General features: G+C 38.8%; 12 protein-coding genes and 1 tRNA gene. 12 read left to right on the forward strand and 1 reads right to left on the reverse strand.

The annotated features are described in order from the left end of the window. Window positions 1-11: 11 nt before the first annotated feature. Both FSZ17_RS00350 and FSZ17_RS00355 read left to right on the forward strand, forming a co-directional pair. Window positions 12-428 (forward strand): septum formation initiator family protein, encoded by a 417-nt coding sequence (locus FSZ17_RS00350; protein WP_057776789.1) that lies wholly within the window; start codon window positions 12-14, stop codon window positions 426-428. A gap of 82 nt (window positions 429-510) precedes the next feature. Beyond that, on the forward strand, window positions 511-978 hold the full coding sequence (locus FSZ17_RS00355) for a S1 domain-containing RNA-binding protein (RefSeq protein WP_057776790.1): 468 nt from the start codon (window positions 511-513) through the stop codon (window positions 976-978). 212 nt (window positions 979-1,190) lie between these two features. On the opposite strand, the gene FSZ17_RS00360 is transcribed toward FSZ17_RS00355, so the two are convergent. After that, window positions 1,191-1,264: transfer RNA gene (locus tag FSZ17_RS00360), tRNA-Met, on the reverse strand. A gap of 199 nt (window positions 1,265-1,463) precedes the next feature. Here FSZ17_RS00360 and spoIIE point away from each other — a divergent pair. The 10 genes from spoIIE to cysK all read left to right on the forward strand — a co-directional run bounded on the left by spoIIE (window position 1,464) and on the right by cysK (window position 14,156). Next, window positions 1,464-3,944, forward strand: a complete 2,481-nt coding sequence (spoIIE, locus tag FSZ17_RS00365; RefSeq protein WP_057776791.1) for a stage II sporulation protein E — start codon at window positions 1,464-1,466, stop codon at window positions 3,942-3,944. A 138-nt stretch (window positions 3,945-4,082) separates the two neighbouring features. Continuing rightward, window positions 4,083-4,820 (forward strand): vWA domain-containing protein, encoded by a 738-nt coding sequence (locus tag FSZ17_RS00370; RefSeq protein WP_057776792.1) that lies wholly within the window; start codon window positions 4,083-4,085, stop codon window positions 4,818-4,820. After that, window positions 4,789-5,778: a serine/threonine protein kinase gene (locus FSZ17_RS00375; RefSeq protein WP_057776793.1), complete on the forward strand. Its 990-nt coding sequence runs from the start codon at window positions 4,789-4,791 to the stop codon at window positions 5,776-5,778. The genes FSZ17_RS00370 and FSZ17_RS00375 overlap by 32 nt, the downstream gene beginning before the upstream one ends. Before the next feature lie 71 nt (window positions 5,779-5,849). Continuing rightward, entirely contained in the window at window positions 5,850-7,253 is a 1,404-nt protein-coding gene (tilS, locus tag FSZ17_RS00380; protein ID WP_057776794.1) for a tRNA lysidine(34) synthetase TilS, read from the forward strand. A gap of 48 nt (window positions 7,254-7,301) precedes the next feature. Beyond that, window positions 7,302-7,847 carry a hypoxanthine phosphoribosyltransferase gene (hpt, locus tag FSZ17_RS00385; RefSeq protein WP_057776795.1) on the forward strand — a complete coding sequence of 182 codons (546 nt, stop codon included), beginning with the start codon at window positions 7,302-7,304 and terminating at the stop codon, window positions 7,845-7,847. A 145-nt stretch (window positions 7,848-7,992) separates the two neighbouring features. After that, window positions 7,993-9,984 (forward strand): ATP-dependent zinc metalloprotease FtsH, encoded by a 1,992-nt coding sequence (gene ftsH, locus FSZ17_RS00390; protein ID WP_057776796.1) that lies wholly within the window; start codon window positions 7,993-7,995, stop codon window positions 9,982-9,984. Between the two features lie 367 nt (window positions 9,985-10,351). After that, complete coding sequence (locus FSZ17_RS00395; protein ID WP_057776797.1) at window positions 10,352-11,128, forward strand: type III pantothenate kinase; 777 nt, start codon at window positions 10,352-10,354, stop codon at window positions 11,126-11,128. A gap of 42 nt (window positions 11,129-11,170) precedes the next feature. Continuing rightward, on the forward strand, window positions 11,171-12,052 hold the full coding sequence (hslO, locus tag FSZ17_RS00400; protein ID WP_057776798.1) for an Hsp33 family molecular chaperone HslO: 882 nt from the start codon (window positions 11,171-11,173) through the stop codon (window positions 12,050-12,052). A gap of 19 nt (window positions 12,053-12,071) precedes the next feature. Further along, window positions 12,072-12,968 carry a peptidyl-prolyl cis-trans isomerase gene (locus FSZ17_RS00405; RefSeq protein WP_057776799.1) on the forward strand — a complete coding sequence of 299 codons (897 nt, stop codon included), beginning with the start codon at window positions 12,072-12,074 and terminating at the stop codon, window positions 12,966-12,968. A gap of 258 nt (window positions 12,969-13,226) precedes the next feature. After that, window positions 13,227-14,156 (forward strand): cysteine synthase A, encoded by a 930-nt coding sequence (gene cysK / locus FSZ17_RS00410; RefSeq protein ID WP_057776800.1) that lies wholly within the window; start codon window positions 13,227-13,229, stop codon window positions 14,154-14,156. Window positions 14,157-14,212 lie beyond the last annotated feature (56 nt).

Below are 14,212 nucleotides of genomic sequence, written 5' to 3' on the forward strand. Positions count from 1 at the left end.
GGGGATGCGAAATGGGTGCCATCCAGAAAAAGAAAGTAGCCAAAATTCAAACAAGCTATGCGGTGCAGCAAGAAGAAGTTGAGATTAATAAAGGTAGGAAAAGAAAGCTTTTATATAGAAGATTAGCTGTCTTTTTTATAGGCGCTGCTTTTATTTCATTTCTCATGATCTCTACACTCGTTTCGCAATCCGCTGCTCTTGAGGAAAAGAACGAGGAGAAAAAGAAGCTTAAAAACGAATTGGCAGTATTAAAGAAAAAGGAAGTTGACCTTGAAGAGGAAATTGTAAAACTGAATGATGATGAATATATAGCTAAGCTTGCTAGGAAGGATTATTTCCTTTCTGAAGAAAATGAAACGATCTTTAAATTGCCTGAGAAAAAGGAAAAGGAAGAAAAAAAGGAAAAAAAGGAAAAATCATCTGATTAGACCTTGTATTGAACTCTTTTCTTAAGTTCTGTATAATATATAGTAAGTATTTTTATATCTTTCAAGGAGGAAGTTTCTTTTTATGTCAATCGAAGTGGGCAGCAAGTTACAAGGAAAGGTAACAGGAATTACAAATTTCGGAGCGTTTGTGGAGTTACCGGAAGGCTCTACCGGTCTAGTGCACATTAGTGAAGTCGCAGACAATTATGTAAAAGATATTAACGATCATCTTAAAGTTGGTGATCAAGTTGAAGTAAAGGTCATTAATGTCGAAAAGGATGGAAAGATCGGTTTATCCATTAAAAAGGCAAAAGATCGTCCTGAAAGACCAGAAAGACCTGAAAGACCAGAAAGAGGCGACAGAAGAGAGTCAAGAGGAAATGCACATTCCGGGCGTCCACGTCAAGGCAGACCAAACGATAATCGCCCCTCTAGAGAAAATTTTGAGTCAAAGATGGCTCGTTTTTTAAAGGATAGTGAAGATCGTCTGTCATCTTTAAAACGCAATACTGAATCAAAGCGTGGAGGAAGAGGAGCTAGACGAGGTTAACTTGCTGCTTAGTTGATATATGATTTATATATAGCTGGGTTGAACGTTAATGATTCCCATTTGTAAAGACAAGTCAATTATTGGCTTGTCTTTTTGTATTATCTCTTTGTAAAAACAGCAAAAAAAGCGGAAGTATTAGTCGTAACTAATGCTTCCGCTTTTTTTGTCTTATGCTTGTCGCCCCTAATCGAGGCGCTCTCCGCTTTTCTGTATAGCGGCGGAGGGGATCGAACCCCCGACCTTACGGGTATGAACCGTACGCTCTAGCCAGCTGAGCTACACCGCCATGTTAAATTAATCACAAAGACAATAATACAAAGGATTTTTCTGAAAGTCAATGAAATATATGAGAATTTGTTTTCTTTTTGAACATTACGGAGAAATGCGTCGAACGAATAATGGAAGCCTGTCCGCCATTTTGACAAACTTCTAGCGGTATTAATTTTATAATAATCAGAATAATGAAGGATGGGGAGTGATGTTAAGTGGAAAAGGCAGAAAGGAATTTAGTCGAACCGCTCGGAGAAGTTCATTTTAACAAACCTAAATTGGAATTATCAAAAGGATTCATTAAATTTCAGTTACGAGTGGAAACCTTCTTTCTTAAAAAAGGCTACCTTCTATTGTTGATCGGATTTTTACTTGGCAGAGCTTTAATATTGTCCAAGCTTATGCCTTTTAGTCTCCCGTTTTTTGCTGCTGTTTATTTTATCAGAAGAGATAAAGCGCCTCTTGCTTTAATAGGGCTCATCGCTGGTGCAGCTACCATCTCCATTTCTAACGCCGTGTCGACCTTCGGGATTACCTTCATATTCTTATTTGTTTTTCGTGTTGCCAAGAAGTGGCTACATAATGAATTGCGTGCATTGCCATTCTTTGTTTTTTTTACCTTGCTCGGTGGAAAATTATTAGAGGATTTTATTTTAACAAAAACACTGACTATTTATGATGGAATGATGGCTGGTGTAGAAGCCAGCTTAGGGTTTATCCTCACACTTATTTTTATTCAAAGTATTCCGTTGTTATCTATTAGCAAGCGCAGGCAATCCTTGAAAACCGAGGAAATTGTTTGTTTAATCATTATGCTAGCTTCCGTTATGACAGGTACGATTGGCTGGTCACTCTATGATCTCTCCATTGAACATGTCATGAGCAGATATTTAGTTTTGCTTTTTGCCTTTGTTGCTGGGGCTACTGTCGGATCGACGGTAGGTGTTGTAACAGGCTTAATATTCAGCCTTGCCAATGTATCTAGCTTCTATCATATGAGTCTGCTTGCATTTGCCGGCCTGCTTGGCGGGCTTTTAAAAGAAGGAAGGAAGATCGGTGTTGCAGCTGGTTTATTGATTGCTACTCTATTAATTGGCATGTATGGAGAAGAAAATAGCCATCTATTAAAAACAGTACTGGAAACAGCTGCTGCTATTTTCTTGTTTATTCTTACTCCTCAAGCACTATTAACGAAGATTGCAAAGCATATTCCAGGGACGCCAGAATATGCAGCAGAACAGCAGCAGTATATGCGAAAGATGCGGGATGTCACAGCTCAAAGAGTGGCTCAGTTTTCCAATGTCTTTCAGGCACTTTCTAAAAGCTTTTCATCTTATGATGATCCATCTGAAGGGCAAAAGGGAGAAGAAGGAAGAGAGCTTGATTACTTTTTAAGCAATGTTACCGGGAAAACATGCCAAAATTGCTTTAAAAAGGATCATTGCTGGACAAGGAACTTTGATACAACATATGACTATATGAAAGAGATTATGAATGAATTAGATCATTTTGGCGAAACTTCTCCACGCCTGTCTAGGGATTGGGAAAAGCATTGCACTCGTTCAAAAAAAGTAAGAGAAACGATCCAGCAAGAGCTCACATTTTTTCATGCAAATCAAAAGCTAAAAAAACAAGTACAGGAGAGCAGAAAATTAGTTGCAGACCAATTAAGGGGCGTTTCTGAGGTAATGGGTGATTTTGCCAAAGAAATTCAAAGAGAACGGGAAAATCATCATAAGCAGGAAGAACAGATTTTAGAAGCCTTGCAGGACTTTGGCATCCATATAGAACAGGTGGAAATCTATAGCCTTGAACAAAGAAATGTCGATATTGATATGACAATTCCTTATTGCAGGGGACATGGGGAGTGCGAGAAGCTGATTGCTCCTATGCTTTCAGATATTTTAGGCGAAACGATTGTCGTGAAAAGTGAGGAATGTTCAACCTATCCAAATGGTTTCTGTCATGTTACTTTCCGTTCAGCCAAGGCATTTACAGTTGAAACGGGAGTTGCTCATGCAGCAAAGGGGGGCGGCTTTCTATCTGGAGACAGTTACTCCACAATGGAGTTAGGATGCGGAAAGTTTGCCATTGCGATTAGTGATGGGATGGGCAATGGGGAAAGGGCACATATTGAAAGCAAGGAAACGCTGCAGCTTTTACAAAAGATTTTACAATCAGGAATTGAGGAAAAAGTTGCTATAAAGTCAGTGAACTCTATATTATCGTTACGTACCACGGACGAAATATTCTCTACTTTGGATTTAGCTATGATTGACCTGCAAAATGCAGGAGCTGAATTTTTGAAAATAGGATCTTCACCTAGCTTTATTAGAAGGGGAAATAAAGTTTTTAAAGTAGAGGCAAGCAATTTGCCAATGGGCATTCTGCAGGAATTTGAGGTGGATGTTGTAAGTGAGCAGCTAAAAGCTGGAGATGTACTAATTATGATGAGCGATGGTATTTTTGAAGGGGCAAAGCATGTAGAAAATTTTGATTTATGGATGAAACGGAAAATTAGTGAGTTAAAAACAGATGACCCGCAGGATGTAGCTGATTTAATTATGGAAGAGGTCATCCGATCAAGATCTGGATATATAGAAGACGATATGACAGTGGTTGTCGCAAGGATAAAACATAACACGCCGAAGTGGACAAGCATACCCGTCCAAAATTTTAGAAAAAAGGCTAATTAGTTAATTTAACCTAAATCAATTAAATTCATGTATATTTCCCCTCCTTCAAGTCGAAAATGATAACGAAAAGCAGAAGCGACTTCGGAACATTCTTAGATTGTTCCTGTGAAGGTATCTAAAAAAGTGGAGGGGAGTTTTATGAAAACAGGTACATTAAAGCAAATTTTACTCATAACGGATGGTTGCTCTAACAAAGGTGAGGATCCGATTGCAATGGCAGCCTTAGCAAAGGAGCAAGGAATAACGGTCAATGTGATCGGTGTAATGGAAAGAGATGAAATTGATGAAAAGGGTATGACTGAGATAGAAGGCATCGCCATGTCAGGCGGTGGCGTTAGTCAGGTTGTCTATGCAAAGCAGCTTTCACATACCGTCCAAATGGTCACAAGAAAAGCGATGACACAAACACTGCAAGGTGTAGTGAACAGAGAGCTGCAGCATATTCTGGGTGGTGAGAAAACAGTTGAGGATCTCCCTCCTGATCAAAGAGGAGAGGTAATGGAGGTAGTGGATGAGCTCGGAGAAACAGCTCAGCTTGAAGTGCTAGTGTTAGTAGATACAAGTGCAAGTATGAAACATAAGCTGCCAATGGTAAAGGAAGCATTGTTTGATTTATCTTTAAGCTTAAATGCTCGGACTGGTGAAAACCGCTTTTCTGTTTTTGTATTTCCAGGGAAAAAGAAGGAGGTTGAAAAGCTTCTAGATTGGTCTCCGAACCTTGGATCTTTAACAAGTATTTTCAGTAAGCTAACGACAGGCGGCATAACCCCTACTGGTCCTGCGATTCGTGAAGCATTAACATATTTTAAGAAAAAACGTTCATTAAGGAGTCTGCTTTCCCGTGATGATGAATCATTCTTTGAAGAATCAGTTTAAAATCAATCATGGTACAGTAATTGAAGGGAAATGGCATCACAACCGCTATACGATTGTAAAGGAGTTAGGATACGGTGCCAATGGGATCGTGTATTTAGCGCAATGCCGCAATCAGCAGGTTGCGTTAAAAATGAGTGATAATGGAATGTCCATTACATCAGAGGTAAATGTTCTAAAATCCTTTGCAAAGGTCCAAGGTGATTGCCTAGGGCCTTCTTTGCTTGATGTTGATGATTGGGTTTACAAGCAGGGGCAAATTTCCTTCTATGTCATGGAGTATATTCAAGGCCCTGATTTGCTATCCTTCATTCAGCAAAAGGGACCATCCTGGATAGAGGCTGTCATCCTGCAGCTTCTGAACAATTTACATAGGCTTCATCAAAATGGATGGGTGTTCGGCGATCTTAAACCAGATAATTTAATTGTCACAGGTCCTCCACCTAGAATTCGTTGTATTGATGTTGGCGGCACAACGATTCAGGGGAGAGCCATTAAAGAATTTACAGAGTTTTTTGATCGAGGATATTGGGGGCTCGGCACGCGGAAGGCGGACCCTAGTTATGATTTATTTGCCGTTGCGATGATTCTTATTAATATTGCCTATCCAAAACGATTTAACAAAACATCTGGTGATCTGAAACAGCTAATATTCATGGTGCGGCAAAAAAAGGAGCTTCAAAAATATGAAGGAGTCATATTAAATGCACTACAGGGGAAATACCATTCAGCAGAAGAAATGAGAAACTCGATCCTGCAGCTTAATCAAGCTGGACCCCAGCCTAAAGCAACAAATAGAGCACCTATTAGTAATCAAAAACAAGCTCGTACGAACAAAATAGTGGTGAGCAGGCAAACACATTTGAAAAAGAAAAGAAGAGGCGGATTTCTGGAGACATTTTTCATTTTTCTCATTATCTCTCTTCTCTATATTTTCTATATATATGGTCAATTAGTTTGAATGACCTTACCTTTTGAATTCGGAATAAGGAAAATGTTATGCTTTAAGAAAATAAGAGAAGGAAGAAGTATATGCTAGATGCAAAGGTCAGAGCTTTTCTGCAGCGAAAAGGCATTGAATTAAATAACAAAAAGATTGTGATCGGGGTATCTGGTGGGCCAGATTCATTGGCTCTTCTTCATTATTTATGGCGGAAAAGACAAACTGATCAACTTCATCTTATTGCAGCACATGTTGATCATATGTTTAGAGGAGAGGAATCCTTGGCAGAAGCCCAGTTTGTCCGGGAATTTTGCGAAGAAAGGGAGATTCCCTTTGAGATGGAGCGAATCAATGTCCCTGAATATATTCAAGAATCAGGGAAAAGCTCACAAATTGTTGCAAGAGAATGTAGATACAATTTTTTTGGTAAAATTATGGACAAGTACGGTGCAGATTATCTTGCCTTAGGTCATCATGGGGATGACCAGGTTGAAACCATTCTCATGCGGTTAACTAGAGGTAGCTCAGGAGATGCTAGAGCGGGAATAGCCTTTGTAAGACCGTTTGGCAGGGGGGATATCCTTCGTCCTTTTTTATGCTTGAGCAGAGAGGAAATTGAAAATTATTGTGCGGACCATGGACTTGATCCGCGAAGAGACCCAAGCAATGAAAAGGGGATTTATAGCCGTAATCGATTTCGAAAGGAAATCATCCCATTTTTGAAGAAGGAAAATTCTCATGTACATGAACATTTCCAGCGTTTTAGTGAAGAAATTCAAAGTGATGAAGCCTTTTTGCAGGAATTAACTGTCCAAAAAATGAATAAAGTAATGGAGAAGAAAGATTCTCAGGAAATAATAATAAATATTAAGGAATTTCAAGCAATGCCAATACCTTTACAAAGAAGAGGTATTCAACTAATATTAAACTATCTTTATAAAATAAAACCTTCATCTTTATCTGCATTACATATTGAAAAAGTTTTTTTATTAATGAACAGTCCACACCCATCAGGAATACTTCATTTCCCAAACGGATTGAATATAGTACGCTCTTACGAAAGATGCCATTTTTCATTCCGTCTTCCTTCTATACAAACTTATCGTTATGATATGGTGGGACCTGGGAAATGGGAATTGCCAAATGGGAATAGTATTTCTTTTGAATATACGAATAGCTCTGAAGGCATCTCTCGATCTAATACCCTTCTTTTAAATCGTGATGACGTAACCTTACCGCTTGTGATTCGAACAAGAGAAGAAGGGGATCGCATGACGATAAAGGGTATGAAGGGTACAAGGAAAGTTAAGGATATTTTTATAGATAAGAAAATTCCTTTATTAGAGAGAAAAACTTGGCCAATCATAACAGATTTCAATGGCCAAATTCTATGGGTGCCGGGGTTAAAAGAGTCTCATTATTCAATAAAGCAACATGTTCATTCAAGTTATATTCTTTTAACGTACAAAACGATAAGGGACGAAAAAAGCTAGATCTTCCCTTATCTACTAAGCATTGATCTTCTAGGGGGCATTACAAACATGAAAAACGATATTGAAAAGGTGTTAATTTCAGAAGAAGAAATTCAAGAAAAGGTAAGAGCCCTTGGTGCAGAGCTTACAGAGGAGTATAAGGATCGTTTTCCTCTAGCTATTGGGGTATTAAAAGGGGCTATGCCATTTATGGCAGATTTGTTAAAGCGTATGGATACGTATCTTGAAATGGATTTCATGGATGTTTCTAGCTATGGAAATTCTACTGTTTCATCAGGGGAGGTCAAAATTGTTAAAGATCTTGATACTTCTGTTGAAGGTAGAGATATTTTAATCATTGAGGATATTATCGACAGCGGATTGACGTTAAGCTATTTAGTTGATTTATTCCATTATCGTAAGGCAAAATCAATTAAAATTGTTACTTTACTTGATAAGCCTTCGGGTCGTAAAACCAATTTGAAAGCGGATTATGTTGGGTTTCTTGTTCCTGACGAGTTTGTTGTTGGCTATGGACTTGATTATGCAGAAAAATATCGAAACCTTCCATATATCGGAGTGCTTAAACCAGAGGTATATAGTAATAACAATTAACAAAAAATATTTAAATGGATCACCTTATTAATAGACTTTACCTAAAAGGAATACACCTTGTAATGAAAAGTGTAATTCCTTGTATTGACACAATTTTCTATGATACTATACATTATAGTTTGTTTACCGTGGGAGGAGGTAAGGGATGAATCGGATCTTCCGAAACACCATCTTTTATTTATTAATATTTTTAGTCATTATTGGTGTTGTCAGTTTTTTTAACGGCAACAATGAGCCGACTAAACAAATTTCTTATGATGAATTTGTTACTCATTTGGAAAACGGAGATATTAAGTCCATTACAATGCAGCCAGAGAGAGGCGTGTTTGAAGTACGCGGACAGCTTGAAGGCTATGAAAAGAACCAGTATTTCATTACTTATGTAGTGAATAGCGATAATATTATTGATCGCATTGATGACCTAGCTCAAAAATCAAAAGTAGATTTTCTGCCAGCGAAGGAAACAAGCGGTTGGGTTACATTTTTTACTTCAATTATTCCGTTCATCATCATTTTCATTTTATTCTTCTTCTTGCTGAACCAAGCACAGGGCGGTGGAAGCCGTGTGATGAACTTCGGTAAAAGTAAAGCAAAGCTTTACGATGAGAATAAAAAGAAAGTCCGCTTTAAAGATGTTGCGGGTGCAGATGAAGAAAAGCAAGAACTAGTTGAAGTGGTTGAATTTTTGAAGGATCCTAGAAAGTTCTCTGAATTGGGAGCGAGAATTCCGAAGGGTGTTCTACTTGTAGGACCTCCAGGAACAGGTAAAACTTTGCTTGCACGTGCGGTTGCAGGTGAAGCAGGCGTTCCATTCTTCTCTATTAGTGGTTCTGACTTTGTTGAAATGTTTGTCGGTGTTGGGGCTTCACGTGTTCGTGATTTATTCGAAACAGCTAAGAAGAATGCTCCATGTATTATTTTTATCGACGAAATTGATGCAGTTGGACGTCAGCGTGGCGCAGGGTTAGGTGGCGGACATGATGAACGTGAACAGACACTGAACCAATTATTAGTTGAAATGGATGGATTCGGTGCAAATGAAGGAATTATTATCATTGCTGCTACAAACCGTCCAGACATTTTAGACCCAGCCTTATTGCGTCCAGGACGTTTTGACAGACAAATTACAGTAGATCGTCCTGATGTAAAAGGTAGAGAAGCTGTTCTTAAAGTACATGCACGAAATAAACCTTTAGATGAGGGTGTTAATTTAAAAGCTATTGCACAGCGTACACCAGGATTCTCAGGTGCTGACTTAGAAAACTTATTGAATGAGGCAGCTCTTGTGGCAGCTCGTCAAGATAAGAAAAAAGTTGATATGTCCGATATTGATGAGGCGACTGACCGTGTAATTGCCGGTCCTGCAAAGAAAAGCAAAGTCATTTCGAAAAAGGAAAGAAATATTGTTGCCTTCCACGAAGCAGGTCATACGGTTATTGGTGTCGTTCTTGAGGATGCAGAAATGGTTCACAAAGTAACGATTGTACCTCGTGGTCAGGCTGGCGGTTATGCAGTAATGCTTCCGAAAGAAGATCGTTTCTTCATGACAAAGCCAGAGCTTCTTGATAAAATTGTCGGATTGCTTGGCGGCCGTGTTGCAGAGGAAGTTGTTTTCGGTGAAGTAAGTACAGGAGCTCACAATGACTTCCAGCGTGCAACAGGAATTGCTCGTAGAATGGTTACTGAATTTGGAATGAGCGATAAGCTTGGTCCATTACAATTCGGCCAATCACAGGGAGGTCAAGTCTTCTTAGGAAGAGATTTTAACAATGATCAGAATTATTCTGATGCCATTGCCTATGAAATTGACCTTGAAATTCAACGCATTATTAAAGATAGCTATGAAAAGGCGAGAAAGGTTCTTACAGAAAATCGTGAGAAACTTGATCTTATTGCTAATACACTTCTTGAGGTTGAAACCCTTGATGCAGAACAAATCAAACATTTGATGGATCATGGAACTTTACCTGATCGTTCTGTAAAGGCAGACGAATCATCTTCTGATGAGGTTAAAGTAAATATTAACATCAATAAAGAAGATAATGATGTCTCCATGGAAATACCAGAAGCAAGGGAAAACACAACACCGGCAGAAGAGGAAAATCCGCCTGCAATCGGTGAAGATCGAAAAGAATAGATGATTAAAAGCGCTCGTGATGAGCGCTTTTTTTTATACGTTAAGAAAGTATAAATTGCCAGCGCAGAAGATGATCCGACGCAGTTGCCAATTTTAAGGATTAAGTACGACGGACAGGATGTCCTAGTCGGGCGAATGCCACAGGACGTGGCATATGTGAGCGCGATAAGTGCAACTACGCCTCTGTCTTCGCCTTTCCAAGGCTCGCCAATCGGCGAGTTTACTTTATGAATAAATTTTTTGAGTTAGAGAAATGTCTAGCTCTATAAAATCATTTCCAATTACACGATCACATTCAAGTTATGTTATGATGTTTTCAGTGAAAAACCCCTCGTTTTTATATATAAATAATAAAGTGGTGAGATAATTGATATTTGTTTTTGATATTGGTAATACAAATATGGTATTAGGGGTATACGATGGTGATGAACTGAAATACCATTGGAGAATTGAGACAAATCGAAATAAAACAGAAGATGAATACGGAATGGTGATAAAGTCTCTTTTTGATCATGTTAAGCTAACTTTTTCTGACATCGAAGGAATTATTATTTCTTCTGTCGTACCGCCTATTATGACAGCGCTTGAGCGGATGTGTGATAAATATTTCCAAATAAAACCTCTGATTGTTGGACCAGGAATAAAAACAGGATTAAATATTAAGTATGAAAATCCGAGAGAAGTGGGCGCGGATCGGATTGTGAATGCGGTAGCAGCTATTCATGATTATGACAGCCCGCTTATTATTGTAGACTTTGGAACTGCAACGACCTACTGCTATATAAACGAAAAGAAACAATATATGGGTGGTGCAATTGCTCCTGGAATTGGTATTTCAACAGAGGCTCTTTATTCCCGAGCTGCTAAGCTGCCAAGAATTGAAATTGCTCGTCCAGATGGCATTATCGGAAAGAATACAGTGTCTGCTATGCAGGCTGGAATCTTATTTGGTTATGTAGGACAAGTTGAGGGAATCGTAAAAAGAATGAAGGAACAGGCAACTGAAAATCCTACAGTCATTGCGACTGGCGGTCTAGCAGGTTTAATTGCAAAGGAATCAACCATTATTGATATTGTTGATCCGTTTCTAACCTTGAAAGGTCTGCAGCTAATTTATAAGCGTAATATTGAGTCATCAAAATAATGAAAAACAACTATGAATGAACGTTTGAAAGGGAGTAAAAAAATGGGTGATTATTTAGTCAAAGCGCTTGCCTATAATGGCCAGGTTCGTGCATATGCAGTTCGTACGACAGAAACGATTGGAGAGGCGCAAGTGCGTCATCAAACATGGCCAACTGCATCTGCTGCGCTAGGGAGAGCGATGTCAGCAGGTGTTATGATGGGTGCAATGTTAAAAGGTGAAGAGAAGCTAACGATAAAAATCGAGGGCGGCGGCCCAATCGGTGTTATCTTAGTAGATAGCAATTCAAAGGGTGAAGTAAGAGGATATGTAACGAATCCACAAACGCATTTTGATTTAAATGAACATGGCAAGCTTGATGTCCGGCGTGCGGTCGGTACAACAGGTTTGTTAACTGTTGTGAAAGACATTGGTATGAAGGAACATTTTACTGGCCAAGTCCCAATTGTTTCAGGGGAATTAGGGGAAGATTTTACGTATTATTTTGTTACTTCAGAGCAAACCCCTTCATCCGTTGGGGTAGGCGTACTTGTAAATCCTGATAACACGATTCTTGCTGCAGGAGGCTTTATTATACAATTAATGCCTGGGACGGAAGAAGAGACTATTTCTGATATTGAAAATAGGTTAAAGTCAATACCTCCTGTATCCAAGCTTATTCAGCAAGGCTTAACCCCAGAAGAATTGTTAGAAAAGATTTTAGGAAAAGAAAATGTGAAAATTTTGGAAAAACAGCCTGTTGCCTTTGTATGTACATGCTCAAAAGAAAGATTTGGAGCTGCTATTATAAGCTTAGGTGCTGAAGAAATACAGGAAATCATCAATACAGAAGACAAAGCTGAAGCACAATGCCACTTCTGTAATGAGGTTTATCATTATTCGAAAGAAGAATTAGAAGAATTTAAACAAGAAGCAAAGCAATAGGCTAAGGGGAGAGTATTCATTGAAGAAGGAGAGGCTAAAGAGGGAGAAGCTTTGGTTAGTCATAGCCCTACTTATTTTGTTAAATTGCATAACGGTTGTTTTTTTTCTTGCTAAAGGGAATACAGGAAATAATGAAACAGTGGCAACAGTAGGCAAGGAAAAGATCACCCGACAGGAATGGCTAAATGAGATGGAATCAAGATATGGCAAGGAAATATTAAAAGAATTAATTGACCAAAAAGTGATTGAAGCAGCCGGGGAAAAATATAAGGTTAAAATATCGGATAAAGATGTTGAACGTGAATTAACAATGATCAAATCCATGTACGGCTCATCTGGAGGCTACCAAGCAGTCGATGAGGACAAATGGAGGGAGCAAATCAAAAATACCTTAATGCTTGAAGAGCTTCTGACTAAAGATGTGGAAATATCAGAAAAAGAAATAAAGGATTACTACGAACAAAATAAAGAGCAATATATTTTGCCTGATTCTTATCATATATCCCAGATCATCGTCGAAACAAAGGAAGAAGCAGAGCAAACCATAAAGGAATTAGAGAATGGTTCCAGTTTTTCCGTATTGGCAATGGAACGCTCGATTGATGAATTTACAGCTAATTTGGGCGGAGATGCAGGATATGTGAATGAAAATAGCGGGCGCTATACGAAGAAATTTATTAACCAAATAAAAAGCATAAAACCGGGTAAATGGAGTAAACCTATCAAAGTGGAAGATCATTATGTGATCGTTATGATGCATGAGCATGTCAAAGGAAAAGAATACTCCTATAAAGAAGTAAAAGACCAAATTCGCAGACAAATGGCATTAGAACAAATGGATACACCAGTTTCAGCAAGACCATTCTGGAATGAACTGGACATAGAGTGGTTTTACGGAGATACAGAAGCGCAATAGAAAAGTGGAAGCGCCTTCGGAATAGATATTTTTCTAACTCGAAAATTCATGCTTTGCTAAAAACACGGACAAGTTCCGTGTTTTTGCATTTCACCAGATTAAGATGGATAGAATAGTATAGGTTAAAGAAATATAGGCAAAAGGATGATTTTTTGTAAAAATAATACATTTCTAAATGAAATCATTTGACATTTTTGAGTATTCGTATTAAATTTTAATTAAACCAATATAAATACTCGGAAATAAGGAGTGGAGAATATGCCTCGTATAGCAAATTCTATTGCAGAGTTAGTTGGACAGACGCCGATTGTTAAGCTTAATCGAATGGTTGATGAAAATAGTGCAGATGTGTATGTAAAATTAGAATATATGAATCCTGGAAGCAGTGTAAAAGATCGAATTGCCCTTGCAATGATTGAAGCAGCGGAGGAAAGTGGAGCCTTAGAACAGGGATCGACGATTATTGAACCGACAAGCGGTAATACTGGAATTGGCCTTGCGATGATTGCAGCTTCCAAAGGCTATAAAGCCGTTTTAGTGATGCCGGAAACAATGAGTATGGAAAGACGAAATCTTCTTCGCGCATATGGAGCAGAGCTAGTATTAACACCTGGAACAGAAGGGATGAACGGTGCCATTCGCAAAGCTGAAGAGCTGGCAAAAGAGCACGGTTACTTCATGCCGCAGCAATTTGAAAATCCATCGAATCCAGACATTCATCGCCGAACAACGGGTAAAGAGATTGTCGAGCAAATGGGTGATCAGCTTGATGCATTTATTTCAGGTGTCGGAACTGGCGGGACTATCACAGGTGCTGGTTCTGTCCTTCGTGAAAAATATGAGAGTGTAAAAATCTATGCGGTTGAACCAAACGATTCTCCAGTTCTTTCAGGTGGGAAGCCAGGACCTCATAAAATCCAAGGGATTGGTGCTGGCTTTGTGCCAAAAGTTCTCAATGAAGAAATATATGATGAGATCATAAAGGTAACGAATGACGAGGCATTTGAATATGCTCGCCTTGCAGCAAGAGAAGAAGGGATTCTTGGCGGAATATCTTCTGGAGCAGCCATTTTTGCAGCCTTAAAGGTAGCGAAGGAGCTTGGGAAAGGAAAGAAGGTTCTTGCCATCATTCCTAGTAATGGAGAGCGCTATTTGAGCACTCCTTTATATCAATTCGAAACAGAATAATGAAGCAAAAGCAATAGCTGAAATTAGCTGTTGCTTTTTTCATGCTTCATGTATGA

Origin of the sequence: Cytobacillus dafuensis (assembly GCF_007995155.1) — a bacterium.
Classification (GTDB): domain Bacteria; phylum Bacillota; class Bacilli; order Bacillales; family Cytobacillaceae; genus Cytobacillus; species Cytobacillus dafuensis.

Coding starts and splice junctions, on each gene's coding strand:
- FSZ17_RS00350 (WP_057776789.1), top strand. CDS start 12: ATGGGTGCCATCCAGAAAAAGAAAGTAGCCAAAATTCAAACAAGCTAT.
- FSZ17_RS00355 (WP_057776790.1), top strand. CDS start 511: ATGTCAATCGAAGTGGGCAGCAAGTTACAAGGAAAGGTAACAGGAATT.
- FSZ17_RS00370 (WP_057776792.1), top strand. CDS start 4,083: ATGAAAACAGGTACATTAAAGCAAATTTTACTCATAACGGATGGTTGC.
- FSZ17_RS00375 (WP_057776793.1), top strand. CDS start 4,789: ATGATGAATCATTCTTTGAAGAATCAGTTTAAAATCAATCATGGTACA.
- tilS (WP_057776794.1), top strand. CDS start 5,850: ATGCTAGATGCAAAGGTCAGAGCTTTTCTGCAGCGAAAAGGCATTGAA.
- hpt (WP_057776795.1), top strand. CDS start 7,302: ATGAAAAACGATATTGAAAAGGTGTTAATTTCAGAAGAAGAAATTCAA.
- ftsH (WP_057776796.1), top strand. CDS start 7,993: ATGAATCGGATCTTCCGAAACACCATCTTTTATTTATTAATATTTTTA.
- hslO (WP_057776798.1), top strand. CDS start 11,171: ATGGGTGATTATTTAGTCAAAGCGCTTGCCTATAATGGCCAGGTTCGT.
- cysK (WP_057776800.1), top strand. CDS start 13,227: ATGCCTCGTATAGCAAATTCTATTGCAGAGTTAGTTGGACAGACGCCG.